21 protein-coding genes are annotated in these 23,490 nt (G+C 68.0%); 12 read left to right on the top strand and 9 right to left on the bottom strand.

What is annotated here, in order from left to right:
* Positions 1 to 295 precede the first annotated feature (295 nt).
* On the top strand, positions 296 to 2,251 hold the full coding sequence (locus OG627_RS33705; RefSeq protein WP_329071701.1) for a RiPP maturation radical SAM C-methyltransferase: 1,956 nt from the start codon (positions 296 to 298) through the stop codon (positions 2,249 to 2,251).
* A gap of 125 nt (positions 2,252 to 2,376) precedes the next feature.
* Positions 2,377 to 3,063 carry a DUF5825 family protein gene (locus tag OG627_RS33700; protein WP_329071699.1) on the top strand — a complete coding sequence of 229 codons (687 nt, stop codon included), beginning with the start codon at positions 2,377 to 2,379 and terminating at the stop codon, positions 3,061 to 3,063.
* 21 nt (positions 3,064 to 3,084) lie between these two features.
* Here the strand turns inward: OG627_RS33700 and OG627_RS33695 are convergent, their stop codons facing one another.
* The gene (locus tag OG627_RS33695) at positions 3,085 to 5,331 is read right to left on the bottom strand and encodes a serine/threonine-protein kinase (protein ID WP_329071697.1); all 2,247 of its coding nucleotides are present in this window, start codon (positions 5,329 to 5,331) and stop codon (positions 3,085 to 3,087) included.
* Between the two features lie 275 nt (positions 5,332 to 5,606).
* The gene (locus tag OG627_RS33690; RefSeq protein WP_329071695.1) at positions 5,607 to 5,798 is read right to left on the bottom strand and encodes a hypothetical protein; all 192 of its coding nucleotides are present in this window, start codon (positions 5,796 to 5,798) and stop codon (positions 5,607 to 5,609) included.
* Between the two features lie 145 nt (positions 5,799 to 5,943).
* Here OG627_RS33690 and OG627_RS33685 point away from each other — a divergent pair, with 145 nt between their 5' ends.
* The 4 genes from OG627_RS33685 (at position 5,944) to OG627_RS33670 (ending at position 9,499) form a co-directional block, all read left to right on the top strand.
* The gene (locus tag OG627_RS33685) at positions 5,944 to 7,110 is read left to right on the top strand and encodes a hypothetical protein (RefSeq protein WP_329071693.1); all 1,167 of its coding nucleotides are present in this window, start codon (positions 5,944 to 5,946) and stop codon (positions 7,108 to 7,110) included.
* Between the two features lie 7 nt (positions 7,111 to 7,117).
* Positions 7,118 to 7,519 carry a hypothetical protein gene (locus OG627_RS33680; RefSeq protein ID WP_329071691.1) on the top strand — a complete coding sequence of 134 codons (402 nt, stop codon included), beginning with the start codon at positions 7,118 to 7,120 and terminating at the stop codon, positions 7,517 to 7,519.
* On the top strand, positions 7,503 to 8,714 hold the full coding sequence (locus OG627_RS33675) for a hypothetical protein (protein ID WP_329071690.1): 1,212 nt from the start codon (positions 7,503 to 7,505) through the stop codon (positions 8,712 to 8,714). Before OG627_RS33680 ends, OG627_RS33675 begins: the two co-directional genes overlap by 17 nt.
* 515 nt (positions 8,715 to 9,229) lie before the next feature.
* On the top strand, positions 9,230 to 9,499 hold the full coding sequence (locus OG627_RS33670; RefSeq protein WP_329071689.1) for a hypothetical protein: 270 nt from the start codon (positions 9,230 to 9,232) through the stop codon (positions 9,497 to 9,499).
* Between the two features lie 183 nt (positions 9,500 to 9,682).
* Here OG627_RS33670 and OG627_RS33665 read toward each other — a convergent pair whose 3' ends face one another.
* The 4 genes from OG627_RS33665 to OG627_RS33650 all read right to left on the bottom strand — a co-directional run bounded on the left by OG627_RS33665 (position 9,683) and on the right by OG627_RS33650 (position 17,482).
* Complete coding sequence (locus OG627_RS33665) at positions 9,683 to 10,498, bottom strand: hypothetical protein (RefSeq protein ID WP_329071687.1); 816 nt, start codon at positions 10,496 to 10,498, stop codon at positions 9,683 to 9,685.
* A gap of 1 nt (position 10,499) precedes the next feature.
* Positions 10,500 to 15,023 (bottom strand): AAA domain-containing protein, encoded by a 4,524-nt coding sequence (locus tag OG627_RS33660; RefSeq protein WP_329071685.1) that lies wholly within the window; start codon positions 15,021 to 15,023, stop codon positions 10,500 to 10,502.
* Positions 15,024 to 15,695: 672 nt separating this feature from the next.
* On the bottom strand, positions 15,696 to 17,042 hold the full coding sequence (locus tag OG627_RS33655; protein WP_329071684.1) for a caspase family protein: 1,347 nt from the start codon (positions 17,040 to 17,042) through the stop codon (positions 15,696 to 15,698).
* Positions 17,042 to 17,482: an effector-associated constant component EACC1 gene (locus OG627_RS33650; RefSeq protein WP_329071683.1), complete on the bottom strand. Its 441-nt coding sequence runs from the start codon at positions 17,480 to 17,482 to the stop codon at positions 17,042 to 17,044. The genes OG627_RS33655 and OG627_RS33650 overlap by 1 nt, the downstream gene beginning before the upstream one ends.
* Before the next feature lie 246 nt (positions 17,483 to 17,728).
* On the opposite strand from OG627_RS33650, the gene OG627_RS33645 reads away from it, so the two are divergent.
* From OG627_RS33645 to OG627_RS33630, 4 genes are all read left to right on the top strand, one after another.
* The gene (locus OG627_RS33645) at positions 17,729 to 17,854 is read left to right on the top strand and encodes a hypothetical protein (RefSeq protein WP_329071682.1); all 126 of its coding nucleotides are present in this window, start codon (positions 17,729 to 17,731) and stop codon (positions 17,852 to 17,854) included.
* A 47-nt stretch (positions 17,855 to 17,901) separates the two neighbouring features.
* Entirely contained in the window at positions 17,902 to 18,213 is a 312-nt protein-coding gene (locus OG627_RS33640) for a hypothetical protein (protein WP_329071681.1), read from the top strand.
* A 167-nt stretch (positions 18,214 to 18,380) separates the two neighbouring features.
* Positions 18,381 to 18,602 carry a hypothetical protein gene (locus OG627_RS33635; protein ID WP_329071680.1) on the top strand — a complete coding sequence of 74 codons (222 nt, stop codon included), beginning with the start codon at positions 18,381 to 18,383 and terminating at the stop codon, positions 18,600 to 18,602.
* Positions 18,603 to 19,281: 679 nt separating this feature from the next.
* On the top strand, positions 19,282 to 19,722 hold the full coding sequence (locus OG627_RS33630) for a hypothetical protein (protein ID WP_329071679.1): 441 nt from the start codon (positions 19,282 to 19,284) through the stop codon (positions 19,720 to 19,722).
* A gap of 102 nt (positions 19,723 to 19,824) precedes the next feature.
* On the opposite strand, the gene OG627_RS33625 is transcribed toward OG627_RS33630, so the two are convergent.
* On the bottom strand, positions 19,825 to 20,247 hold the full coding sequence (locus OG627_RS33625; protein ID WP_329071678.1) for a YjbQ family protein: 423 nt from the start codon (positions 20,245 to 20,247) through the stop codon (positions 19,825 to 19,827).
* A gap of 157 nt (positions 20,248 to 20,404) precedes the next feature.
* Here OG627_RS33625 and OG627_RS33620 point away from each other — a divergent pair, with 157 nt between their 5' ends.
* A complete protein-coding gene (locus OG627_RS33620) occupies positions 20,405 to 20,809 on the top strand; it encodes a hypothetical protein (protein ID WP_329071677.1) in 405 nt (134 codons plus the stop codon).
* Here the strand turns inward: OG627_RS33620 and OG627_RS33615 are convergent.
* Complete coding sequence (locus tag OG627_RS33615) at positions 20,770 to 21,033, bottom strand: hypothetical protein (protein WP_329071675.1); 264 nt, start codon at positions 21,031 to 21,033, stop codon at positions 20,770 to 20,772. The genes OG627_RS33620 and OG627_RS33615 overlap by 40 nt on opposite strands.
* Positions 21,034 to 21,148: 115 nt before the next feature.
* On the opposite strand from OG627_RS33615, the gene OG627_RS33610 reads away from it, so the two are divergent.
* Positions 21,149 to 21,439 (top strand): hypothetical protein, encoded by a 291-nt coding sequence (locus tag OG627_RS33610; protein WP_329071674.1) that lies wholly within the window; start codon positions 21,149 to 21,151, stop codon positions 21,437 to 21,439.
* 78 nt (positions 21,440 to 21,517) lie between these two features.
* Here OG627_RS33610 and OG627_RS33605 read toward each other — a convergent pair whose 3' ends face one another.
* Entirely contained in the window at positions 21,518 to 23,059 is a 1,542-nt protein-coding gene (locus OG627_RS33605) for a protein kinase domain-containing protein (RefSeq protein ID WP_329073175.1), read from the bottom strand.
* Between the last annotated feature and the right edge of the window lie 431 nt (positions 23,060 to 23,490).

Raw genomic sequence — 23,490 nt, 5'->3', positions numbered from 1 at the left:
CCGGAAGCCGAGCATCGGCGTCACGATCACCGTCCCGTTCCGCAACGCGGAAGACGCGGAAGAGAACTGATCCTCGCCGGCCGGCCCGGCGGCCACCGATGCCGGGCCGGCCGGTCGGCCGGACACCACAGGGGCGTTCACCGCAACGAGGGTGTCCGCAACGGGAATTGTCCGTCCCAGCGGGGTCGGGGAGGGCGTCCCACCACGAACGCGGCCGGTTGCCCGAAGCCCCGCCTCCCGCCCCCTTTTCTCCTGCCCACTTCCCCGTCTTCCGGCCGTCCCACGAGGAGCTGACATGCGCGTACTGCTGGTCAACATGCCCTGGTCGCCCATCGACCTTCCGTCGCTGGCCCTGGGAATCCTCAAGCGGAGTGTGGACGAGCACGTGCCGGACGGCAGTGCCGAAGTCCTGCACGCCAACCTCGAATTCACCGACTGGATCACCCGGCGCATGGAGTTCACCGCCGAGGACTACGAGTACTACGCGCTGGCCTCCTACTTCATGGGCTGTGGCGACTGGGTCTTCTCCTCCGCGCTCTACGACGACCCCGACTGGCGGGACGACGAGTTCGCCGCTGTGATGAAGGGGAAGCTCGGCGCGTCCCGGATGCGGATGACGCGCGAACTGCACCGGCTGGTGCCGGAGTTCGTAGCGGACATCGTCCGGCGGATCGTCGACGAGGCACCCGACGTCGTGGGCTTCACCTCCACCTTCCAGCAGAACACCGCCGCCCTCGCGGCCGCCCGCCAGCTCAAGAAGCTCGCGCCGCACATCGTGACCGTCATCGGCGGCGCCAACTGCGACGGCGAGCAGGGCGCGACGGTCCACCGCAACTTCCCGTTCGTGGACTACGTGATCCGGGGCGAGGGCGAAGCCGCGTTTCCGCGGCTCCTGGCCGCGCTCGGCGAGGAACACCCGGACCTCTCCGCCGTCGCCGGGCTGTGCCACCGCGGTCCGGACGGTGTGAGCACCGCCAACGCGATGGCCACCAGCCCGCTGCCGCCCGCCACCATCCTGCCGCCCGACTACAGCGGCTACTTCGAACGCCTCGGCGCCTCCGTGGCCCGCAACTGGGTCGAGCCCAAGCTCGTCGTCGAGGGCGCCAGAGGCTGCTGGTGGGGCGAGAAGCACCACTGCACGTTCTGCGGACTCAACGGTTCCTTCATGCAGTTCCGCAGCAAGAGCCCGGACACCTTCTACGACGAGATCATGGATCTCGCCCGCCGCCACCGTGTGCTGGACATGTACGTGGTCGACAACATCCTCGACATGGGCTACCTCTCCACCGTCCTGCCCCGGATCATCGAGAGCGGCTACGACCTGCGGCTGCACATCGAGATCAAGGCCAACATGCGCCGCGCCCACCTCCGTACGCTCTCCGACGCGGGCCTGATCTACGTGCAGCCGGGCATCGAGAGCCTGAACAGCCGCGTACTGGACCTGATGGACAAGGGCGTCAGCGGCTGCCAGAACGTACGCATGCTCCGCGACGGCGCCGAGACCGGCCTCTCGGTGTCCTGGAACTATCTGCACGGCTTCCCGGGAGAGAGCGCGGAGGACTACGACCCGGTCATCGCGCAGATACCGGCGCTGGAACACCTCAACCCGCCGGTCGGCCTCTCGGCCCGTATCGCCATCGAACGCTTCAGCCCCTACTTCAACCGGCCCGAGCTGGGCTTCTCCGGTCTGCGCCCGGAGGCGCACTACCGCTTCACCTACGACCTGCCCGAGGAGGAGCTCTACGGCCTCGCCTATGTCTTCGAGGCACCGGAGCGGGGCATCGGCAAAGCAACCGTCACCGCGCTCAACGCCGCGCTCGACACCTGGCGCAAGGACCACGCCGACGCGCGTCTCACGCAGGCCGATCTGGGCGACCGCATCGTCCTGGTCAGCAAGCGCCGGGCCTTCGGGTGGCGGGCCATGGAGCTGACCGACCCGTACGAGATCGCCGCGTTCCGGCTGCTGGACCAGCCGCACACCCCGGCGGCCCTCACCCGCAAGGCCGCGGGCCGGGTGCCGGGCGGGGCGCTCCAGGAGGACGAGGTGCGGGAGCTGCTCGACCGCTGGGTGGGGCTCGGGCTGGTCTTCACCGACAACGGGCAGTACGTGCATATCGCGCCCTCGGCGGTGAACGAGGACCTGCTGCGGCTGGACTTCATGCGGCATCGGCACGCGGCGCGGGCGGAGCCGCCCGTGGCGGCGCCCGCACCGGCGGCCACGCAGGCCGAACCGCACATGACCGGAGTCTGACCGGTCTTCCCTCTCCCCTCCCCTTTCCTCTCCCCTCCCCTTTCCTCTCCCCTCCCCTTTCCTCTCCCCTCCCCCTTTCCTCAGCCCTCGCCCGAGCGTCGTCCGCGCACCTGGAGGCCGGTCCCATGAGTCCCAGCTCCACCCTCACCCCGTCCGCAGCCGTCTGGCGTGACTACGACCCCGTCGCCTGCGCGCTGCCGGGGATGTTCCTCGGCGACATCGCGCTGACCGGTCCCGTCGCCGAGGAGTGCGACCGGCTGTGGGAACTGGGCGCGCGCCGCGTCCGGCTGTCCGGCGCCGTGGATCTCGCGGACACGGCGACGCCGGACGCGACGGCCCGTGCCGTACGCACCCTGAGCCTGGTCAGGGACCTGACGGCCCGTGCGGTGCTCGTCGAGTGGGACCTGCGGCCGGATCCGGACGGGGGCCCGACGGCCGCCGAGGACATCAGCCGCCTCCTGAGCCACCTCCAGCCGCCGCAGCGGATCGAGGGGGTGGACCCGGCGACGGCGGACGGCGCCCTGCGGACCTGGCGCAACGGCCACTACCTCGGCAAGTGCCTCTGGCGGCAGGGGCCGGGCTTCGTCCAGATCCGCGACCGCCGCTGGGGAGATCTCCGCCGGTTCACGGTGGACGAGCCGCACTACCAGAAAGCGATCGAGCGCCTGGCGTACGGGGCTCCCGCGTCGGCGGTGCCGTCGGACGCGCTCGCCGACTTCCGCGAGGAGCGGCTCGTGCTCGCGGTCGGCGGGGTGGAGTGGTGGCTGCCGTACCGCGTCAGCCGCTGGATACAGGAGGCGATGACGATCTGAGGCGGGGTGTTCCCGCGAGGGTCAGCCCGATTTCGGCGGCTTCAGCGTGTCGAAGGCGAAGAGGGTGTTCTTGGCCGCGGCCACGATCAGCGCACGCCCCACGACGGTCACGCGCGGGCTCGCGCCCTGCTCGCCCGTCAGACCATCGGCCTGCGGATCTGTCGTCCACAGGGATGTGCCGTCGCGCGGCGACAGCGCGACCACCCGGCCGGTGGCCGAGCTGAAATACAGTGCGTCGGCTCCCGCAACGGGACCCGACGCGCCCTCCACGCCCGTCTGCCGGGACCACTTCTCCCGGCCCGTCGCGGGGTCGAGCGCCGTGACGAGACCGGTCTGACTGCTCACGCAGAGGATGCCGTCCGCCATACCGGGCGTCCCCGAGTACGTCTTGGGCAGCCGGGAGTACGTGACCTTCCGCGAGGCCGGGTGGACCCGCGCCACCCCGTCGTAGCCGGCCAGCGCCGTTCCCTCCATGTGCGCCTGAAGGAGTACGAGCCTGCCGTTGGCGACGCCCATCGGCACGGCGGGGCCGTCAACCGCGATGGGCCGGCCCAGTGTCCCCGAGGCCGGGTCGACCGTGTACAGGGTGGGGTGGCGCACCTCTGAGGCGTCCACCTCCGCATTCGTCGCGCACATCGCGACGAGCCGCGGGCCCACGGGGACGGGAGCGCACTGGGTGCCCGCGGGGAACGGCGTCTTCCAGGTGACCGTACCGCTGTGCGCGTCCCGGGCCTCGAAGCGGGAGTTGGAGGCGTCGACCGTCACCACGGCTGAGCCGACCACGACGGCGTCCCGAGTCCGCCCCGTGACGGCCGTCGACTGGGCGCCGGAGGGCACGGACCACAGCTCCCGGCCACTGTTCGCGTCGATGGCCACCACCTCACTGGGAGGGCCCTGCGGGGCGTCCTGGGCGGCGAAGCGGTAACCGAGCACCGTGTCGTCGGTGGCGCCCACCAGGTGCATGCCCTGGACGGGGACGCCCGGGCTCTTCACCGTCCACACCCGCGAGCCGTCCAGAGCCTTGATACGGGCCGCGACAACGCCGCCGCCCCCGCAGAACAGCGCGGCGCCGTGCGCGACGCAACGCAGCTCGTCGGGGATGTCCGCGCGACCGCCCGGCACCGTCTTGCGCCACGGCTTGAAACCGTTCGGAAGTGCGGCGACCGGCGCAGCGACGCTGTTGCCCTGCTGACCGCCGCCGCCGCTCGCCGCGAAGCCACCCGTCTTCAGTGCGGCGACTCCCCCGCCGATCGCCGCCACCGCGACCGCGGCCGCGAGCACGGGACGCCACCGGCGACGCAGACGGCGGCCGATGGCGGTGCCGGTGCTCCGTGTATCGGGACCGGCCGGAGCGGCGGTCGGGACGATCGTCGCCGGGGTGGCCGGCGTCGCGAAGTGATGCTGGGTGACCATGTCGCGGGTGCGGCCCGGCTCGATCCCGTTCACGTCGGTCCCGCCGAGGTCGGCCGGCAGGTCCCGCAGCAGCACGAGGAGTTCGTCCGCCGAGGGACGCCCCTCGGGCTCCTTGAACAGACACGACTCGACGACCGCGCGCAGGGCCTCCGGCACGGCATCCAGCGACGGCTCCTCGTGCACCACCTGGTACGCCGTCATGTACGGACTGTCCGCGTCGAAGGGCCCGTGGCCCGTCGCCGCGTACACCAGCAGCGTCCCCAGCGAGAAGACATCGGACCGCGGCCCCACACCGCGCGGCGCCTGCAACTGCTCCGGCGACATGAAGGGCGGCGTACCGATGACCCGCCCCGTCATCGTCAGCGTCTGCTGGTCCACGGCGCGCGAGATGCCGAAGTCGATGACGCGCGGCCCCTCGGACGAGAGCACGACGTTCGAGGGCTTCAGGTCACGGTGGACGACGCCCACCCGGTGGATGTCGCGCAGCGCCTCCGCCAGCCCGATGGCGAGCTTCCTCAGCTCCGCTCCGTTCAGCGGGCCCTTCGTCGCGATGCGCTGGGCGAGCGTCTGCCCCTCGATATAGGTCGTCGCCATCCACGGCTGCTCGGCCTCAGGGGCGGCGTCGACCACGGCGGCGGTGAACGCGCCGCTCACCCGCCTCGCCGCCGCCACCTCCTGCCGGAACCGGATGCGGAACTCGTCGTCCCCCGCGAACTGCTGGTGGATCAGTTTGATCGCGACAGGCCGCCCCGAACTCGTACGGGCCAGAAAGACCGTGCCCATGCCCCCCGAGCCGAGCCGCGCCTCAAGCGGATATCCGCCGATCTCGGTGGGATCACCTCCGCGCAGCGACACTCTTCCCGACCTCTCGTCCCCCCGTGCACCTCTGCCACCACGGGTCTGCGTACCTGTCCTGCACACAAACTAGCCGCAAGGCAGTACGGCGGCGCGAAGAGGGTGACGAACAGGGAGCCCGCGACCGGCTAGCCGAGGAAACTCAGCCGCACCTGACGGTCGGCATTGTCGACATTGGTGTCCACCAACCTCCGTTAAGGCAACACCAGCCTATCCGGATGGCAAGGGCCGGGGCCGACCCTTGCCACAACCCCGCGGTCACTTCTCCAGCAGGGTCACAGGGGCCTGGGGACGAGGAGGTGGCAGTCGAGGATCTGGCGGGCTTCCCTCCGGCGGGAGCGGCGGGGGTGCAGCAGGGCGACGCCGACGACGACGACGTAGACGGTGATCCAGATGTACAGGACGGTGATCAGGGCCCAGAGCAGGGGCCCGGTGGTGGGGAGCAGTGCGGTCAGTGCGGTGAGCATGGTTCCTCCTGATGTGCTGCCGGGCCGTGCGCTCCGGCGGTTCCCCCAGGTCACCAGGCCCGGTGCGTCCGGCCCGGGTAAAGGTGGGGGGTCTCTATTTCCTGAAGGCGCGTCCTCTTCCGACGGAACTGGGTAGGTTCGCGGCATGTCTTCTCCTGGTGGTCCGGTCTCCGCTGATCAGCAGCTCGTCGAGCACGCGCGTCAGCACGGTTTCGTGGTGTCGGCGAAGCAGCCTGCGTCGTGGCGGCGGGCGGGGCTGTTGCCGGAACACACGAAGCGGGCGCTGGGCCGAGGGCGCGGGAGTACATCGGTTCCAGACGACGAGGCATTCGGTCTGGTCGTGGCGCTCGCCCGGCTGGCGCGGAGGGGCGCTCGGCCCTCTCATCTGGCGCTGGCGCTGTTCGGCGAAGGGCACCCGGTGCCGGAGAAGACCGTGCGGGACGCCTTCGGTAAGGCGGTCCGGGGCCTGGGCGCCGGGCTCGGCGAGGAAGGTCCGAAAGAGGGGGAGGACGGAGAGGAGTGGGCGGAGCGCGTCGCCGACGAGGTGGTCGCCTCGGGGCAGCGGGTGCGGCTCGTTCCCGCGCGGGTGCGTCGGATCGATGAGGGCATCGCCCGGTACATGGGTGACCGGGGGGTGGTGTGGCCCCCTCCCGAGCTGGCCGACCTGGACGCGAACCCGGAACCTCCGAGCCTGTCCGGCGGGGAGGTCACGGCTGCCGCGGTGACCACGGTGCTGCGTGGAGGTGCCGCCGTCACGCCGCAGGGGATCGGTGACGTGCTGCGGGCCGTGCAGCCGACGGGGTGGGGCAACCCGGGGGCGTCACTGGCCGAGTACACGGTCGATGACGTCCCTGATGCCGCCCAGGAGGTGTTCCTTCCGGACGGCGGGATGAGCACCGTTCCCGACGGTGACGTCCGCGGCGCCCTGCTGAGTCTGGCGGAGACGGCCACCCTGGAGGACCTGCGGGACGCCTGGGAGGTGAGCGGGGCGACCCGCGAGTGGGCGCTGGAGCTGTGCGCACGGGTCGAGGCGGAGCTCGACGTCGGCGAGCTGGGCGACGCGGCCCTCGCCTGGCTGATGGGCAGGGCCTTCGTGTCGGGGCTGGTGCTGATGGCCCAGGTTGGAGACCGCCACTGGTCCCCCACAGACCGGGCGTCGGACTCCCTGATCCTGTTGATGATGCGGCGGTCGTTGCGCAACCTCGACGGCAAAGTGCCGGACTGCCATTGGGAGCTGCTCGGATCCCCCGCCGTGCTGCCGGCCCCGCTGATCCCGTTCCTCCAGCCGCGGCATGCCTCCGAGATCCAGTAGGAGAATCATGATCCAGAGCCCTCGTGAGACCGTGGCGGCGGCCATGGCCGAAATGGCGGTGCTGCGTGCTCTCCAAGTGGCCGGTCGGCGCTTGCTCGCGCGGCGGAGCCGGGCGGTGCGGGGCCCTCTGCGGACCGTCCCTTCTTGGGAGCTGCATGTCCATCTGCCGGTTGGCGATACCGATCTGGCGCTGCTCCTGCGGGATGCGTGGGTCATCCCGGAGGCCGTCGGCCTGCCCTCGACCATGATCGAGGCACTGGATCAGCACGTGCGGATTCTGCTTGCCGCGGGGCTCGGGTACCGCCGGGACGACTTGTTCGAGACCTTGTCTCGTCTGCCGCTGGAACAGCTGGTACTCCCTTGGGACGCGCCTGCGGGGACGGACGAGGCTCATGCCCCGAGCAAGTGATCCGGTGGAGCTGAGGGCGGCAGGCGTCCTGCGGTACTGCACGGGTGAGACCGTCGAACCGTATGACCACTGCCCCCGGTGCGGTGATTTCCATGAGGTGCGCGCGGACCCCGACGGGCGCTTCGACTTCATGTGCGGCGGTGATCGGGCGGTTGAGGTCACACAGGTGACCAGCAGTGTGGCTGAGCAGAACCGGCGCTCCTGGGAGCCGTACCTCAAGGAGCATGCGGTGCCCGAGCTAAATCTAGGCTGGCACGTAGTGTTCGAGAGCACGGCGAAGGCAACCTACGGGGGCCGCAAGGGGCACCCTCGTTTCAAGGATGCCCTGACCGTCATCAGCCCGGCCCTGGCCGAGCTGGAACGGCGTGGCGTGAACCGCTTCGGCCCCGGCACGGCCTGTATCGAGCGGCCATTCCATGAGGAGGCGTGCCCGTACGGCGTCCTGGGCAGTGCTGGGGTGGCCTTCGGTTGTTCAGTGCCCAGCGAGACGAGTACCGGCTACATCAGCGCAGGCCTGCTCACGGGGTCCGACCAGATGCCGGCTTTCAACCCGGACCACTGGGCCGGGAAGGCCGAGAAGAACCGCCGCCAGGGAAAGCCCCCACCGCCCTCTCCTCTCCCGGAACCACGCCGGATGGGCCCGGTGCTGTGGTCGTTGGATCCGGGCTTCCTCGCTTCACTGGAGAAGCGCCGGACCGAGGACGAACGGAAGTCGGCCGAGACGATGCGAGCCCTTTTCCCCGGTCGCCACACCGATGCTGAACTCGCCGAACTGGCCCGCCGGGAGGTGAGCGAGCGGATCACCCTCGCACGATCCCTGACCTGGCGGACCGCGCTCCCGGCGAATCCGCCGCCGATCGCTGACGCCGACGGCGGAACGGAACTGGTGGACTTGCTGGAAGTCGAGTTCGGGCTGCACGAGGACCTGGCCCTGAAGCTCAACGCGGCTTCCGACCGACCGCGCCGCGAGGTGTTCTTCTGGCTCACCTGGATGCGTTCCTCCGCATGGCACCGCCTCGCCGCTGCGGGCCCGCTGCCCTCGCGATCTCCGAACGTACCGGCCGGCATCACCGGCCTCTGGGTCGGCTGCCTGCTGGACGAGACCCACGTCCTGCACTGGGACCACGACACCGGCTGGACGCGCCACCCGCTCCCGAACCCGCTGCCCGTACACCGATTCCCCGGCTGCCCCTGACCAACGACTGGACAGGGGCAGCGGCATTTCGGCCCCTCCTGGGCCGGGGTCGGACAACCTTGCACGGGGCTGTACTGGTCGCCCCTTCATTCCAGACCATTCGGGACGAAGACATCCTGTTTCCGTCTGCCTGCCCCAGCCGAAACGCGGGAGAGGTGTCGCGAGAGGCTCTGTGAGTCGCGCTGGAGGTCTCCAAGCTGTTGAGCATCCCCTCCCGCAGGGCATCTACGTGGTGGTCTGTAGTGCGTGCCTCCGACATGTTCGGCGGCGGTCGTTACCTCCCAGTGCGGTCCCAACCCGGCACGGAGCACGACGGGTAGCTGTCGGGCCCTCGAGTTCCCAGCCGAACTGGTCGATCGAGACAGCATATTGGCGCCGCCAGGGCGGTGGAATGCCGCACTGGGTCGAATCGATTAGGGGTCGGCGTAGGGCTCGTTCAGGGGCCTGGCACGAGGTCATGGCGTCTTCGGGCCACCCATCAGCGTTCTCCGCATACGCCGCGCAAGCTCACGGGCATGGGGCATGGGGCATCAGCATCCGGTGTAGGTCAGGCCGCCGACGAGAAGGCGCGGCGGCGGCTGAACGAGTACGCGTGCCTCAGCGCGCCCGAGTGGCTGGAACACGCCGCGATCATGCAGGTTTTCTGCGGAACGCTGCTGGCGGATCTCGCCGTCCCGGACATCATGGCGAACCTGCGCCAAGCTGGTGCTTCGGCCGCAGGACTCGACCCCAACGCCCGACACCCGCACGGTCCGAATGTCAGGGGCTCGTGCTTGCGCACGTAGACCGGAGCGACGAGCGTGCGCTGGGACGGGCGGAGTTTCAAGCAGCGGTCACCCCTCGCCGGTGACGATGAGCGTCGCGAGCCACCCACTATCGGTGAGGTGAGCCTCAGCAGCGCGACGTTGACGGGCGCAGGGAAGGAGCTGTCGCCTCCAGGTCAGACCCGTCAACGCCATTTCCGACGCCTATTGAGGGTTGCTTGCCGCCAGGTCATTGAGAACAGCGTTGACTGTGGACCAGCAGAGGTCGGCTGTGTCGAAGTCTGCGCTGTGTTTGGCTCGCTTCTCCGCGAGCGGGTGGACCAGGTTGCGGTAGGTCCGGAGCAGGTCGGAGGCCATTTTTGCGTCTTGGTCGATCCACTGGTTGGTGTGGGCATGCTGAATGAGGTCCTGCAGCCGTGTGTCGCGGGCGGGCCGGGTCAGCGGCACGGTTGCAGTTCTGACGTCAGCGGCATGGACGAGGACGCCTTCGAGGAGGCTCCCGAGCATGATGACGGCGGAGGTGTAGGCGCCGTGTTCTTGGCAGATGCGGGCTTCGTCGAGGCGTAGCTGAACGGCGCGGGCCAGGCCGGGATCGGAGACAATGTCGGTGAAGGCCACCTTCAGCTCTACCCGCTGGGGGCGAGGGGGTTCGTCGGGGTCGTACTCGATGAGGAACGGCTGCCCTTTGCGGTAGTCGATACGACGGCCTTCAAGGGCGAGGACTTCCTGGAGGCGTTGGATGACGGCGTCGTAGTCGGCGGGTTGTTGTTGGTATTCCCGTCGGTTGGCCAGGCGCAGGATGACGCGCTCGGTGTCTCCTGCCTGGTCTTCCTGCCGTTCGCGCAGGATGGTGTGTACCCAGCGGTGGCGCGGGCTGCCGTCGTGGTCGGGGACGTCTTCCCAACCGGCCCGGAGAAGGAAGGGAGCAAGTTCCCAGCCGGCTCGGCGCTTCATGCCCGGCTCGTCACCGCAGACCATGGCGGCGAGTTCTTCGAGGGTGCTGTCGTCGTAGTTGTCCATGTCAGTGTCCCCCACTGTCTTCGTCCGGCTCCCCGTCGTAGGGGTCCGCGTCTTCGTCGGGTTCGCCTTCGGCCAGGCCGACCGGAGTCCAGGGCGTGTCGGTCGGCGCGTCATCGATGGATGCCCCGCGGACCGTGCGGGGATGAATGCCCAGCTCGGTCAGGCGTTCCCACAGAGGTTCCAGGGCCTCGTCGGGTGTGAGGGCGAAGGCACTGCTGCGTATGCGCCAGAACGTCCAGCCGGCGCGGCGCAGCTCCCGCTCCCGCTCGGCGTCGTCGTGGATCTGCTGCGGGGTGGAGTGGTGAGGGCTGCCGTCGCACTCCACTGCGAGGCGTCCGTGGCCTCCGGTGACCACGAGGTCGATGCGTTTTCCGTTGACTTCCCACTGGGGCACCACGTCGTAGCCGCGTTCCTTGATGCGCAGGAAGACACGCTGTTCGAAGAGCGAGTCGAAGGGCGCGCAGTGTCGGTCTGCACTGACGTGGGCGGGCTGGTGCGGGTGTGTGTAGGGCGGGGGCGGGCTCACCATGTAGGTGAGCAGGGAGCGCCGCAGGTCTTTGCTGCTGAGCTGGTCGACGGTCAGGGAATGGAAGAGCCACATCTGATCTCGGGCCCGGCTGGCGGCCACGTTGAAGCGTCGTTCATTGTTCCGACCGGTCGCGGCGATGACATTGGCTCCGTCGACGACCATCGACAGGAGGATGACGTCGCGCTGGTCTCCCTGGAACTGCTCGGGTGTGCCGACGAGGATGCTGTGGCGTTCGCGGGCCGACACGTCGATGCGCTGGTCGGCGAGGTCCTGTACAAGTCGTGTCTGGTCGCCGTGGCGCAGGATGATCACGCCGATACTGCGGTCTGCGTAGGCAGGGTCCTGGGTGAGGCGGTGCAGTTCACTGACGACGGCCTCCGCCTCCGGCCGGTTGATGAGTTTGTCCCGGCGTCCTTCACAGTGGCCTTCGGGCACGTGGACGACCTTCAGCGGCGGGAGGCGGTCGGAGCCGTGCTGGCGCAGCAGGACCAGCTGGTTGTCTGGATAGAACTGCATGGAGGACCATTTGATGATCTCCGGCATGCACCGGAAGTGCTCGGTGAGTCGGATCACATCAGTGAAGCGGGACTGCAGCAGTTCGTACAGGTTGGACTTGGGGTCGAAGCCTTCGCGCTGCCAGGGTTCGAGGTCGGCCATGCGCTCGTCGAAGATCTGGGTGATCCGGTCATGCTTGCTGCCGCTGTAGAACGGGGCGCACTGCCGGTCGTCGCCGACGACGATGATGCGGGGCGCGAGCCAGAGCAATAGCAACCCGTCCAGGCCCACTTGGCTTGCTTCATCGACGATGACGACGTCGAAGGAGTCCGGCTCTGGACTGATGGTTTCCGCTACCTGGTTCAGCGGCATGATCCACGCCGGTACCGCTCCTTGCGCTGTCTGCATGGCTGAGCGCGCGTGACGCTGGTGACGTTTGCCGTACTCGGTGGTTCCCTGGCCTGCGTTGGCCACGGCGCTGGCGTACGCAGCCAGAGCCTGTTTGTGCTTGGTGGTCATGCGGCTGACGCAATGGAGCGCTGCGCGGTCGCAGACCAGCTGTTCCACCAGGTCGTGCAGCCGGGTTTGCATCTGGGTCAGTTCGCCTTCGAGCTGATCTTCGCGTCCCTGGAGCAGGTGGGTGTCGAGGAAGTCCTGCGCCTGCCGCCATGCCCAGGCCTGGGGCAGCACGGCGAACCGCGAGCGCCAGTACGGGGCGAGTGGATCGCCAGCGAAGTCCTTGGCGAGTTCGGGGTGGGCCTCTGCAAGGCACTCGAAGAGTTTCCCGGTCTCGCGCCGGTCTGCCTCGCGCTGGTATGCCGCAGCCAGTGCATCCACCGCCTGCGCGTAGTCCTGCGTATCACGGGCCGCTGCGGCCTCCGCCGCACGCCGCAGCTCGTCGACGCTATGCGGGTGGGCCGGCGGAAGACTCTTGAGGAGCTCTTCGAAGCGCTGTGTTGCGGTCCTGATGTGCAGGAGTTGGCGGGCCTGGGCCGTGGCCTGGCGGATGTCACGCCACTGCTCGACGGTGGTGACCGGTGTCTGGATCCCGTCGGCCAGCAGGGTTGCGTGGACCTGGCGGATGACCTCCACGCAGGTGTCGACAGCTTGCAGGATGATGGCCCTGTCCAGGAGCTCGGACGTCATCAGTTCGGCGGTGTCCTGTCCGACGACCGATCCGACGCCGGTCCACCTGCCGCGCAAGGTGCGGGCGTGGGCACGCATCTCCAGTTGCCGTACGACCGCGGTGATGTGCTCTCGGCTGGCTGGCGCCATGCCTTCCACCCGGCACTGTTCGAAGAGGAAGCGGGCTTGCTTGACGACGGTCGGCCGGGGCCATCGCGTGTTCAGTTTTCCGGTGCGCAGGACGTGTTGCTCCAGATTGCGGCCCGCGATCAGGAGCTCCTTCTCCTCGCTTTCGGACAGACGGGGGATCTCCACTTCCGGGAAGGAGGCGGCGGCTATCTCGTCGTGGGTCTGCTGTGCACGCTGTGAGGCGTTTCGGATGCTGTCCCACAGTTGCTGCCATCGCTGGGCGATGCCGTCCTGCAGCGCGCGCGTAGACCAGATATCCGCCCGCCAGGAGGTGGGGTCCGCGGACAGCCCTACCCGCTGCAGGGCCTGCTGAGCTCGGTCGAGGAGCGTTTCCAGCACAATGAGCCGCGCGTCGCCGTGGTCCGCCAGTTCCCGCGCCAGCGGTGTGACCGGCTCGTGGCCCACCGCCTCCTCGGCTCCTTGAAGTTCCGTGATGCAGCGGGAAACCTCCGTCGGGTCCGGAAGCGTGGCCGGGTCCGGGCAGTATTGGATTCGGGCGTCGAGGATTCCGGGGCCGTGCTGGGCAACGAGCAGCCACAGTCGCTCAGCTTCGTCCGTGGTCAGGGGCGGGGCCTGTGGGGCCTGGACATCCAGGGGCGGCAGCCACTGATATTCGGCTGCGCCGTGTTCCACTGCCTGCACGATGTCGTCGAGCCGCCCTCTGTAGCCCGGCGCGATCTCAGGGTGCTCGTACCACTCGACCTCGCGTACCTGACGCAGGCGTTCTTGGAGTTTGGCCTGCTCCGCCATGAGCTGGCGCCGCTGCGTCTGCTGGTCGTCAATGCGCTGTTGGAGCCGATCGAGGTTCGTTGTCGCGTTCAGGTGCGCCAATGCTCCCAGTGACTGGCTCAGATCGGAGTTACCGCCCTGCCACTGATCGCCTTGGATCACGCACATGCTGCGCAGCTTGGACGGCAGCTGGTCACGCAGCACATTCAGAGCCTGGCTCTTCGCGCTGGTGACCAGTACTCTCTTGCCGTCTGCGAGGAGTGCGGCGATCAGATTGCTGATGGTGTGTGTCTTTCCGGTGCCCGGCGGGCCCTGGACCACGACACTGGTGTCGCGCTGCAGCCGGTCGAGGACATCGCGCTGGGCAGCGTTAGTGATCATCGGGAACAGCGGATCCGGTCCCAGCGCCGGTGGCACGGAGCCACTTCTGCTCCCCCAGGGCGTCCGGTGCTCTGGTTCAAGATCATACAGCAACTGCGCCAGCCCCAGAGGAGCCTGGGTTCCGGGACGCTTCAGTGCCCGGGCGATGCTCTCGTAGAAGCCAAGGACGGAGCGCTGGCTGTGTTCGCGCAGGATGAGTGCGGGCGCGAGATGCAGGGACCGCGTCTGGGGTTCAGCGGTGAGGTCGGGATGCTGGCCGGTTGTTGGGTCGAACGGGAGCACGCGGTCGATTCCGAAAGCCCGCTGCGCCCACGAGCGCACGGCCTGTGCCGCCCGATCCGACAGCGGGTGGAAGGGGACGTCCTCGACAGCGGAGCGCACGACCCCCAGCAGCTCCGACGTGTAGCCGTCGGACTCGCTGAGGAAGTCGGTGTCTTCCAGTCGGCCGGGGTGCTCCGGCACCAGAGAAACGGTCACGTTGATCGATGCCGGTTCAACGGTAAGAGTCACCGGTGTTGTCACGACGTGCCGGCGGACCCGAGCGGAGGGACGAGCAGCTCCGAGTTGCAAGAGGCCTACGGCCAGGACTACTTCGAAGGTGTCACTGTCCTGCTCAATCTTCTTGGCCATCCGGTACAGCTGCCGGTGCAGTCGCCGCTGCAGCTCGGCCGCCAGCTCCTCCTGCGACCATCGCAGCCACTTGTCTGCCCACGCCTCGTACGCCTTGCGCTCTTCGGAGCTGCCACTCTCCAGCGCCGGCTGGCTCTCCTCCACAACCGCCTGGACAGCGACCACTTGACGGTCATCCGGGGTGTCGTCGATCAGCCCGGGAGGTTGCGGTCCGGCCGTGGCGGCGGCCTCGGCGGACACCCTGCCGTGCAGGATCGCCGGCAGCCGCGGTGCTTCTTGGGGCGCACGGTGCTTGACCACCAGGATGCGAGAGTCGGCGTCCGCAGCACGGCGCACGGTCCCATCGGGAACGTCCGCGAGCCACACCGTTTCCGGGTACTTGGCACAGTCGCGGATGGTCCTAGAGACGGCGCCCCTCACCAGCTCCTGCAGACAGTCGATCAACACGCGAGTGTCACGGATGGCTTTAGGATCGCTGCCATCTCGTACTACCGGGCGGGCCATCACATCCCCCAAACGCCTGCCACTGTGGCAAGCCTTTCAGGATCCATGGCAGCTGCCCACCAGGCAATGTAACGAGGCTCACGCACAACCATTTCCGGACAGGAGGCCCTCCGGTGTACTGCAGCTCGCCATCTGATTGCGGCGTGCGTTAGTTCGAATCAGCTTGCCAGCTGCTCTGGCGTCGCAGCAGACCGCATGTGTTGGAACTTGTTCACATCCCCGGTCGCTGGGGGCGCCGGGAGCATCCCGCTCCCGCGGAAGTTAGCTCCGCGTCGAGCAGGCACTTGGATATGACAGCGAGATAGCTGCTCATCACTTCAACCCTAGGGGCGGATTCGTGTGATGCGACGAGACCCCGGAAGATTCGTCGGGTCCTCGTCACGCTCCATAGATCGGTCACTCACAAATCGTTCGCCCTCTAGACGCTTTCCTCAAGCAATTCGAGAAGTGCGAGGTCTCCATAAGCACTTGCGATGGCGGCGCGCGACGAGGTTACGCAGACAGGTCGCAGGCCCGGTACGCCGGACGGGGCCCGTATCCGGGGGTGGCCGCCTCTGGGCAGCAGACCATGCGTACACGGGTCGGTGGCCTCGACCGAAACCGGGTGGCTGGCTTCTATTCTTCCTCAATCTCCCGGTACCGACGCAGACTGTCGGCCAGGTACGCCTCTTCAGCATCCCTTTTTTCCGAGATGAAAGCCTCCCTGCGCTTCGCCTGGATCATCCTCTTCACATCAGGATGTAGCTCAGGGCACAGAATATCCACGACCATTCCGCGGAATAGGTACGGAACGAAGGAGATAGGCATCAGAAGCATCGCCACTCCGTAAGCCTTGACGAGCAGGCCCCGGCCATCCGTAACCTGCCAAGCATAGAGAAGCGGCCCCAGAGAGACGACTATTGAAGAGAGTATGTACGAGTATCTTGGGAGGCTGATTCCGCGCCTTCGATAATCAAAGTCGAGGCGCACAATCGCGAAGAAGACCAGGGGAGGCATGACAACGAGCTGCGACTTGTCTATCCATTTTTCACCTTCCATCGACTTCCAGCCGAGGTAGCTGGACCACACAACGACTGCGGCAGTGAAGACGGAACCAACCCAAGGTAGGAATCGTCGGCTTCCACGCTTCTTTCCCTCATCGAGAGTAGAGTCGCTAACCGGCGCGCCTGGCTCCACGGCCGCAGGGAAGGATTGCGGCTCACGAGCCTCCTCCCCCTTCCTCGGTGGTTCGAGGTCCGACTGGGTCTGACGTCGCGCGATGGCCACATCTCCCTCACCACGGAAGTTCAGTTGTGGGGTGATCACCGTGTCGACTGTCATCCGGTCATGCACGTGTTGGTACGTCTCGGAAAGGGTCAAGTACTGAGAGGAGCCTGTGGGTTGAACAGTACGCAGCACCTGCACGAGTCGCTGCGTGAAGGGGCTGGGGTGCCCGAATCCGATGGCTGCCTGGGTGAGCTGGGTGGACCGACTGCTTGTGAGCACATAACGCCCACGCCCCTCGGCCAGTAGCGCGGGTGCAGTGCTTTTGAAAGCGCCGCTGTAGCAGCAATCGAGAATCAGAATGGTGGTGCCGGCGGGCGAGCCGTCGATGATGTTGTTGATCTCGATGGCGCTGAGGGCAGTTGCACGCAGCGCCCCGGTTCTGGTGTCTGTGGCTCCCAGGTATAGCGTGCCACGCTCGTCGAGTTGACCGTGGCCGCTGTAATAGAGCAAGAGCACGTCTTCCCGGGAGGCCGTCGTGAAGAGTTCGTCGACCCGCTCCCTCAGTTCCTGGATGCCACAGTTGGCCAAGGCTGCGAGGTCGGCAGGGTTGAACAGCCCGACCTCTGGATCCGTGAGCGCAAGGCTCAGCTCCTCGATGTCGGTGAGGGGGCCGTCGATTGCAGGCAGTGCGTGCGGGTCGCGGACGTAGGTGGCGTTTCCAATCAACAGTCCCCGGTAGCGCCGCTGCTCACTCATCAGTCGTGGCCCATGCGGTTTTCGAGGGACTCAACGAGCGCTTGGAATGATGCCTGGTCAATGTTGTCGCCTGAGACGTGCAGTCGCTGCTCAGCTCCGGTCACATCTGTCCATGTGATGGTGAGTGTTCTAGTCTTGTCCCGGGCCAGCCATGCCCGAAAGCATGTCACCGCTGCGGTCAAGGCGCCCGAAGCCCCCAGCGCGAGCGCCGTCGCTTCTACTGCGCCCTTCTGCCCAGGGGCCGGCACGCCGCCCCGAGCCGGTGCACCAGCTTCCTCCGAGAGCAGTACGTACAGGGTTGCAACCTGATCGCGCCATGCCTGACTGCCCTCCCCGTACCTGCCGGTCCCTGGCTGAATCGACACCTCGACCACTGCGAACTCCTCCCCCTGTGATGCCTCTGGAACAGGCACCTTATGTCCAAGGGCCCCGCAGCACATGTTCTGGGCCAGATACGACGGCGCCGAGGCAGCAGTTCACGTGCCGCGGGCCGAACGACGCGCTCAGCCATCGTTGCGGGCGTCACCAAGCGGATCCCGCACGACAGCGCGTCGCGCTCACCAGGAGTTCTGGAGTCGGCCTGGCTGTGGGCATCCCGGAGAGTCCACTATGCCTAGAATGTGGATTTGTGAATCTTCCAGCACGTGTCCGGCAGGCACTTGGCGAAGCTGTGCATCCGGGAAAGTTTGAGCAGCCGCGCCTGTGCCCTGCTGAAGTCTCGGTACCAGGGGCTGTCGGCGGTCGAGGAGGCCCTCACCGCGCTGGCGGTGATGGACGAGAAGCACCCGCCCACGACGACCAGAAGGGCCTGATCTACCCCCTCACGCTTCCGGAGGGTGGATCCCCGCTGATCCCGCAGGTGCTCCAGGTAGTCGAGGACGCCTGGGGCCGCACCCCGGCGACCTGGGAGGGGATGATGCTGCGGACCCTCGGGTTGATCCTGGACCGCAACCCCGGCGCCCAACTAGGCCGGCTCGGCTCGAAACTCGCCGGCCACGGCAAGAAGAAGCCGCTCACGGTCGCGCAGTGGAAGGAGACCTCCATCTCCGGCACTGTCGGCGGCGGCTCGTCCTCCCGCTCCATGCCCCTCGCGAAGATCATCGTCGCCGCGTACAACGACGGCCTGGAAGACCCGACGGACTTCCTGTCCACCCCTGGCCGTCCCGGCTGAGTCTGACCGGCGGCCACCAGGCCATCGTTGAAGGACAGCCGCAAGACGGCCTGATCAGCCCGTCACTAATGCTTGCGCTGCTCGTTCAAGCGAGTGCCGCGACATCTCGTCGCGGTGTTGAGCACGGGATCCAGCCGGGTGCCGTGGGACGGACCCCTGGGGGGATCATGGCCGCGAAGAAGAAGCCGACAACCGAGGCCCAAACGGGCTGGCGGAAGACCCTCCACCAGGCGGGCAAGCACTGGAAGGCCGTGGCCGACGGGCTGGTGCTGGCCAATCGGATCGCCACAAAGGTGAACGCCGCCCTGGCGGACTGCCGGAAGATCGCTGCCGAGTGGAACAGGATCAAGACGGCCTTCTCCGACGCCTTCGCCCCGGATACGGCCTGACTGAGCCGCCGACGCGAATGGCCTGGTACCACCGTGACGGTGGGGCCCGGCCGTTCGCCGTGCAGCTGCCTGGCCCGGCTGCCTCAGCAACCGCTGCCAGGCGTCGGCGGGCGCCTTGCACGCCCCTCGCCGGAAACCTGCGGCACCAGCACGTCGGGGCCGCCCAGTTGTTCAGCCACTCTCACACGTCCCGATGCGCAACCAGGAACGCCGGAACGTGCCCAGTGGCAGGGCGGCGGCATGATGCCGGTGGATCGCGTGGCCTGTGGCCGCAACTGAGATCATGAACTCATGCCCGCGGAATCGAACCTGTTGTCAGACATTTGGCCGCTCGCGCCGGCCGGCGTGACGGACTGGCTGCTTGAGCTGTGCGGCGACGGTTTGACCGGGTTCATGCCGCCAGCAATGCCCGATGCGGCCTGGGTGCTCAACGCCATGTACGAGCACGAGCACGGGCCAGGCGACGTATCGCACCAGGAGTACCACCAGGCACGTCTGGCGGACGGGAGCACCCGCGTCATCGTCGCAGATATCGGTCTCGACACCGTGGGCGTCGTCTGGGGGGCGGCCTGGGCCGTACAGAGTGCCCAGGCCCCGGCTGGCGGCGGCTGCGCTGGGCGGAACTCGCCCGGCGGACCGGCGACCCCATCGTCCCCGACGGGCTGCTGCCCTGCTTCCGTTGTTTTCCTTCGGCCACGAAGAACGGCAGCTGACGCTGGGCATCGTCCCTCCCACCGAGGGGAGCCTGGACCGTGAAACCTGGCTCCGGCTGATCGACATCCTCACCGCGCACAGTTCCGCGGGCCCGGACACCCGCTGCCTGGCCTACTACAACCCGTTGACGCTCGGGGCCGTCAACTTCGACAACCTCCACGTGCGGGCGGGGCGTCTCGGTGACGCCGAGATCCTCTACGACAGGTCCGAGGCCGACCTGGCCGACTTCAGTCCCGCCAACCTCTGGGCTGAAGACCGCTCATGGATCCTGTGTACCGACTACGACCTGTGGGCCACCAAGGTCGCCGGGCCTCCGGCCCTCATCGAGGCGCTGCTGAACGACACCGGTGTCGAGGCGGTACGGCTGCCCCGTACTCCGAGCAGGCACTTGCCGCATCCGCCGTAGGGTCGTTCGGTCGCATCGAGGTCTGTACCGCGCATTTCTTCTCTCCGTTCGAGCACACGCAGTACGGAGAATCGGCGGCACGCCCCAGCCGAACGATCCCGGTCAGCCGAGGAAACTCAGCCGCACCTGACGGTCGGCATTGTCGACATTGGTGTCGACCAGGCAGACCGACTGCCAGGTGCCCAGCTCCAGTCGGCCCGCGACCACCGGCAGCGTCGCGTGGGGCGGTACGAGGGCGGGGAGGACATGGTCCCTGCCATGGCCCGGGGCGCCGTGGCGGTGATGCCAGCGGTCGTCGGCGGGGAGCAGGGTCCGCAGGGCCGCGAGCAGATCGTCGTCGCTGCCTGCGCCCGTTTCGATGACCGCCACTCCCGCGGTGGCGTGCGGCACGAAGATGTTCAGGAGGCCGTCCCGGCCCGCCGCCGTCTCCCGGAGGAATTCCGCGCAGGCGTGGGTCAGATCGGTCACCGTCTCCTCGGTGCCGGTGGTGAGACGCAGGATCTTGGTGGTGAACGCGTGAGACATACGTACATCTTGCCGCCGCCGGGCGCGATCGCGCGTCCGGCGCGTCCCTGGGGGGTGGGCGGCAACCCAGGGCTTCGCGGCCGACCGGAGCTGAAACCTGCTGGAGATGGCAGCCTTCGGTGATCGGTCCCGGATCGAGTGCTGCTTGAATGCTCCCGTGATCGAACTCGTGGTCGCCTTCATCGCGGCCGGACTGATGTCGTGGCTCGTCCGCCGGAAGGTGAGGCAACGTGCCGCCAGTGCCGCCCAGGGAGATGTGATCAAGGTTCCCTGTCTGCTCAGGCACCCCTCGCTGGGAAGCCGGTGGCTGCGCGGGCGGTTGTTGATCGGGCCCGCCACCATGGCCTGGGAACCGCGCACCAAGGCCGGTGCGGCGGTAGCGCTTCCGACAGGGCTGCGGCAGGTCGGCGTGCGCTCACCTTCGTTCCGTGAAGCCTTGAAGATCAACGGTGGGTCAAAGATCGTTGAGTGCGCGTCCTCCGAAGGCGATGTGCATCTCGTCGTGATGCCGAACGAATTGGGTCACGTGCTCACGGCCTTGAGCCGCAACTGGTCCGAGTAAGCGGAGACCGGCCGGTCCGGTTCCGTCATCTGTCTGTCGTCTGCCGTCTGTCGTCTGTCGCACCAGTCGCGGACGGCGAGGATGTCGGCCAGGTCAGGGCGGAGCCGGTAGAGCTCGGAGACAGCCAGCCGGTCACCGGGTAGGACGAGGAGCGCACGACCGTCGAAGCGCGCGTAGGTGTCCAGGGCCTGGCTGTCACGCCAGCTCTCCGGACGCCGGATCAACTCTGTGAATCCGGCGCCGAAGGGAACGTCCCAGGCATCCTTTCCATAAACCCTTTGAGGCTGATGTAGAGCAGCGCTCCGGTGCTCTCCCCATGCCCCGACTGAGGAGAGATACGTGAACCCTGTCCCACTCCTGCTGGGCCTTGGCATCACGTTGCCCGGCCTGGCGTTGGTGACGGACTACCGCGGATGTGCTCGATACATCGTGGACACCCATCTCAACCCCATCCACGCCGATTCAAGCCTGAAGCGCGCCTTCTCCAGGCTGGGGTTCGATCACCGTGACATGGGTACCGCCCGGTACGCCCCCAGAGCCCGCATGCTTTTGCGGATCTGGGGCGGATTCGCCACCGTTTTCGGACTCCTGCTCATCGCCACCGGCATCATGGTTCTGACCCGCCGCTGAGTCCCACCCCTGAAGATGAACCCACTCACGTCCTCCACCAGCCCGCGGCATCATCCGAGGAGCGCGGACGAGACGGGATCAGTGGGCCGTATCCGTCTGCCAGACGTCTTGGCCGTCCTTGGTGATGACAACGTTGCCGTCGGCGCGGAGTTCGAGTACGGAGCCTTCGGCGCCCCCCGTGTTGCTCGCCCACACCGCTTCCGCGTCGGCGCTGTAGACCACCAGGTTGCCGTCCTCCTGAAAGACGGTGCTGAAGTCGCTGCCGAACACGCCGCTCGACCAGCGAGCCTCCCCGTTCTCGTCGTAGACGACCAGGTTGCCGTCCTTCTGCAGGACCAGCTTCGCGCGCGCCGACCGCAGGAACTCGCCGATGCGCAGGGTGTGCGGAGCCGGGACGACCAGCGATTCCGGTGGCACGGCCTCCGGGGTGTCCGAACCGGTCTCCCCGGCGTCTTGAGCCGGCTCGCTCGCGCCTGCGTCCGCGCTCTCGGAGCGGTCCGCGCCTCGCGGAGCGGACGGGCCGTCCGCCTTGGCCTCCGCTCCCCCGCCGGAGTCCTGGAGCACGAACAGCGCCGCCGCCAGGGCCCCGGCCGTCACCACGGCGCCGGGAATGAGCCACAGCCGGCGGCGACCGCGCCACGCGGACCTCGGCGCGGCCGGTGCGGCCTCCCCGGCCGGTCCCGTGGTGTCCAACGCGGTTGCCGGTGGTGGCGTCAGACGCGTCCCGGGCATCGTCGCGGCGTCCGCGACGGCCGGGGACGCGATGTACGCGGTGGCCGCCGGAGGCGTGGGGGGCGGCGTCGGAACACCGGCCGGGGACGCCGCGGCCGCGGCCGCGGCCTGCTGGTAGGCCGGGTGCTGTACGAGGTCGATGCGGGACTGGCAGAGCTCCACGATCCGCTGCGGGTCGGGGCGCAGCGCCGGGTCCCGGTGGGTGCACGCCGTGATCAGCTCGCTCATCTCGGCGGGCACGCCGCGCAGGTCCACCTCCTCGTGAACCGTGCGGTAGGAGACTGTGATCATGGATCCCTCGCCGTACGGCGGGCGGCCGGTGAGGGCGTACGCGAGGGTGGCGCCGAGCGCGAAGACGTCCGCCGCGGGGCCGGTCTCGCTCTGCGTGATCGTCTCGGGAGCGATGAACCCGGGCGTGCCGATGGTGACATTGGCCTGGGTGAGGTCGGAGGGTTCGGCGCCCCGGGCGATGCCGAAGTCGATGAGCTGGGGCCCGGTACCGGAGAGAATGACGTTCTGCGGCTTGATGTCACGGTGCAGCACCCCGTGGACGTGGATGTCGGCCAGCCCCTCGGCGAGTGCGGCCAATACCGCCCGGCACAGCTCCAACGGCAGTGGTCCGGTCTTCATGACCGCGTCGTAGAGGGTCGGCCCCGGTATGTACTCGGTGGCCATCCAGTACGGCGGCGTGGTCACTTCCGCGTCGATGAGGGCCGCAGTGTACGCGCTGTGCACGGTACGGAGCGTATCCACCTCGCGGCGGAACCGGTTCAGTGCCTGCGGGTCGTCCCGGAGGCGGTCGCTGATCACCTTTACGGCGGCAGGCCGACCGCCAGGGGTACGGCCCAGGTACACGTCTCCCATGCCGCCGGCACCGAGTCGGCCCACCAGGCGGTAGCGCCCTATGCCCGTCGGATCGGTCTCATGCAGCGGATACACCGAACACGCCCTCCCAGAACAGCGATTACAGATGTGCGATCCGGGGATGTCGGTTCGACGGAACGCGGAACTGCCGTCCCGCAGCGGAGATGCGACCGGCCCTCGACTTCACCAGAGGGTCACATAGTAGGGGCGAGCACTGACAAGCTCGCACACGCCGTCCACGTATCGATGCGCTCGTTCCCGCTGCTCGCGCGGGTGCATCCTCCCGTCCGTTCTCCCGGCCGTCCTCAGGTGCCTACGATGACACGCAGAGCGTCTCCTCGCCCCGTAACTCCGTGTCCCGGCACCGTCGTTGACGGTGACGGCCCGTCGGCGGATCCTGCTCGTCACGCCGCGTCGCGGGTGCCGCATGCGGTGCGGGAAGGAAAGTCCTCGGC

This window comes from Streptomyces sp. NBC_01429 (genome assembly GCF_036231945.1).
Classification (GTDB): Bacteria; Actinomycetota; Actinomycetes; order Streptomycetales; family Streptomycetaceae; genus Streptomyces.
The sequence above is the reverse complement of the archived record's forward strand: the minus strand, read 5'-3'. Positions and strand labels throughout refer to the sequence as shown.

What these genes read in the sequence shown, in the direction of transcription:
- OG627_RS33705 (WP_329071701.1), top strand. Translation starts at nt 296, where the DNA reads ATGCGCGTACTGCTGGTCAACATGCCCTGGTCGCCCATCGACCTTCCG.
- OG627_RS33700 (WP_329071699.1), top strand. Translation starts at nt 2,377, where the DNA reads ATGAGTCCCAGCTCCACCCTCACCCCGTCCGCAGCCGTCTGGCGTGAC.
- OG627_RS33690 (WP_329071695.1), bottom strand. Translation starts at nt 5,798, where the DNA reads ATGCTCACCGCACTGACCGCACTGCTCCCCACCACCGGGCCCCTGCTC.
- OG627_RS33685 (WP_329071693.1), top strand. Translation starts at nt 5,944, where the DNA reads ATGTCTTCTCCTGGTGGTCCGGTCTCCGCTGATCAGCAGCTCGTCGAG.
- OG627_RS33680 (WP_329071691.1), top strand. Translation starts at nt 7,118, where the DNA reads ATGATCCAGAGCCCTCGTGAGACCGTGGCGGCGGCCATGGCCGAAATG.
- OG627_RS33675 (WP_329071690.1), top strand. Translation starts at nt 7,503, where the DNA reads ATGCCCCGAGCAAGTGATCCGGTGGAGCTGAGGGCGGCAGGCGTCCTG.
- OG627_RS33670 (WP_329071689.1), top strand. Translation starts at nt 9,230, where the DNA reads ATGGGGCATGGGGCATCAGCATCCGGTGTAGGTCAGGCCGCCGACGAG.
- OG627_RS33665 (WP_329071687.1), bottom strand. Translation starts at nt 10,498, where the DNA reads ATGGACAACTACGACGACAGCACCCTCGAAGAACTCGCCGCCATGGTC.
- OG627_RS33655 (WP_329071684.1), bottom strand. Translation starts at nt 17,042, where the DNA reads ATGAGTGAGCAGCGGCGCTACCGGGGACTGTTGATTGGAAACGCCACC.
- OG627_RS33650 (WP_329071683.1), bottom strand. Translation starts at nt 17,482, where the DNA reads ATGTGCTGCGGGGCCCTTGGACATAAGGTGCCTGTTCCAGAGGCATCA.
- OG627_RS33635 (WP_329071680.1), top strand. Translation starts at nt 18,381, where the DNA reads ATGGCCGCGAAGAAGAAGCCGACAACCGAGGCCCAAACGGGCTGGCGG.
- OG627_RS33625 (WP_329071678.1), bottom strand. Translation starts at nt 20,247, where the DNA reads ATGTCTCACGCGTTCACCACCAAGATCCTGCGTCTCACCACCGGCACC.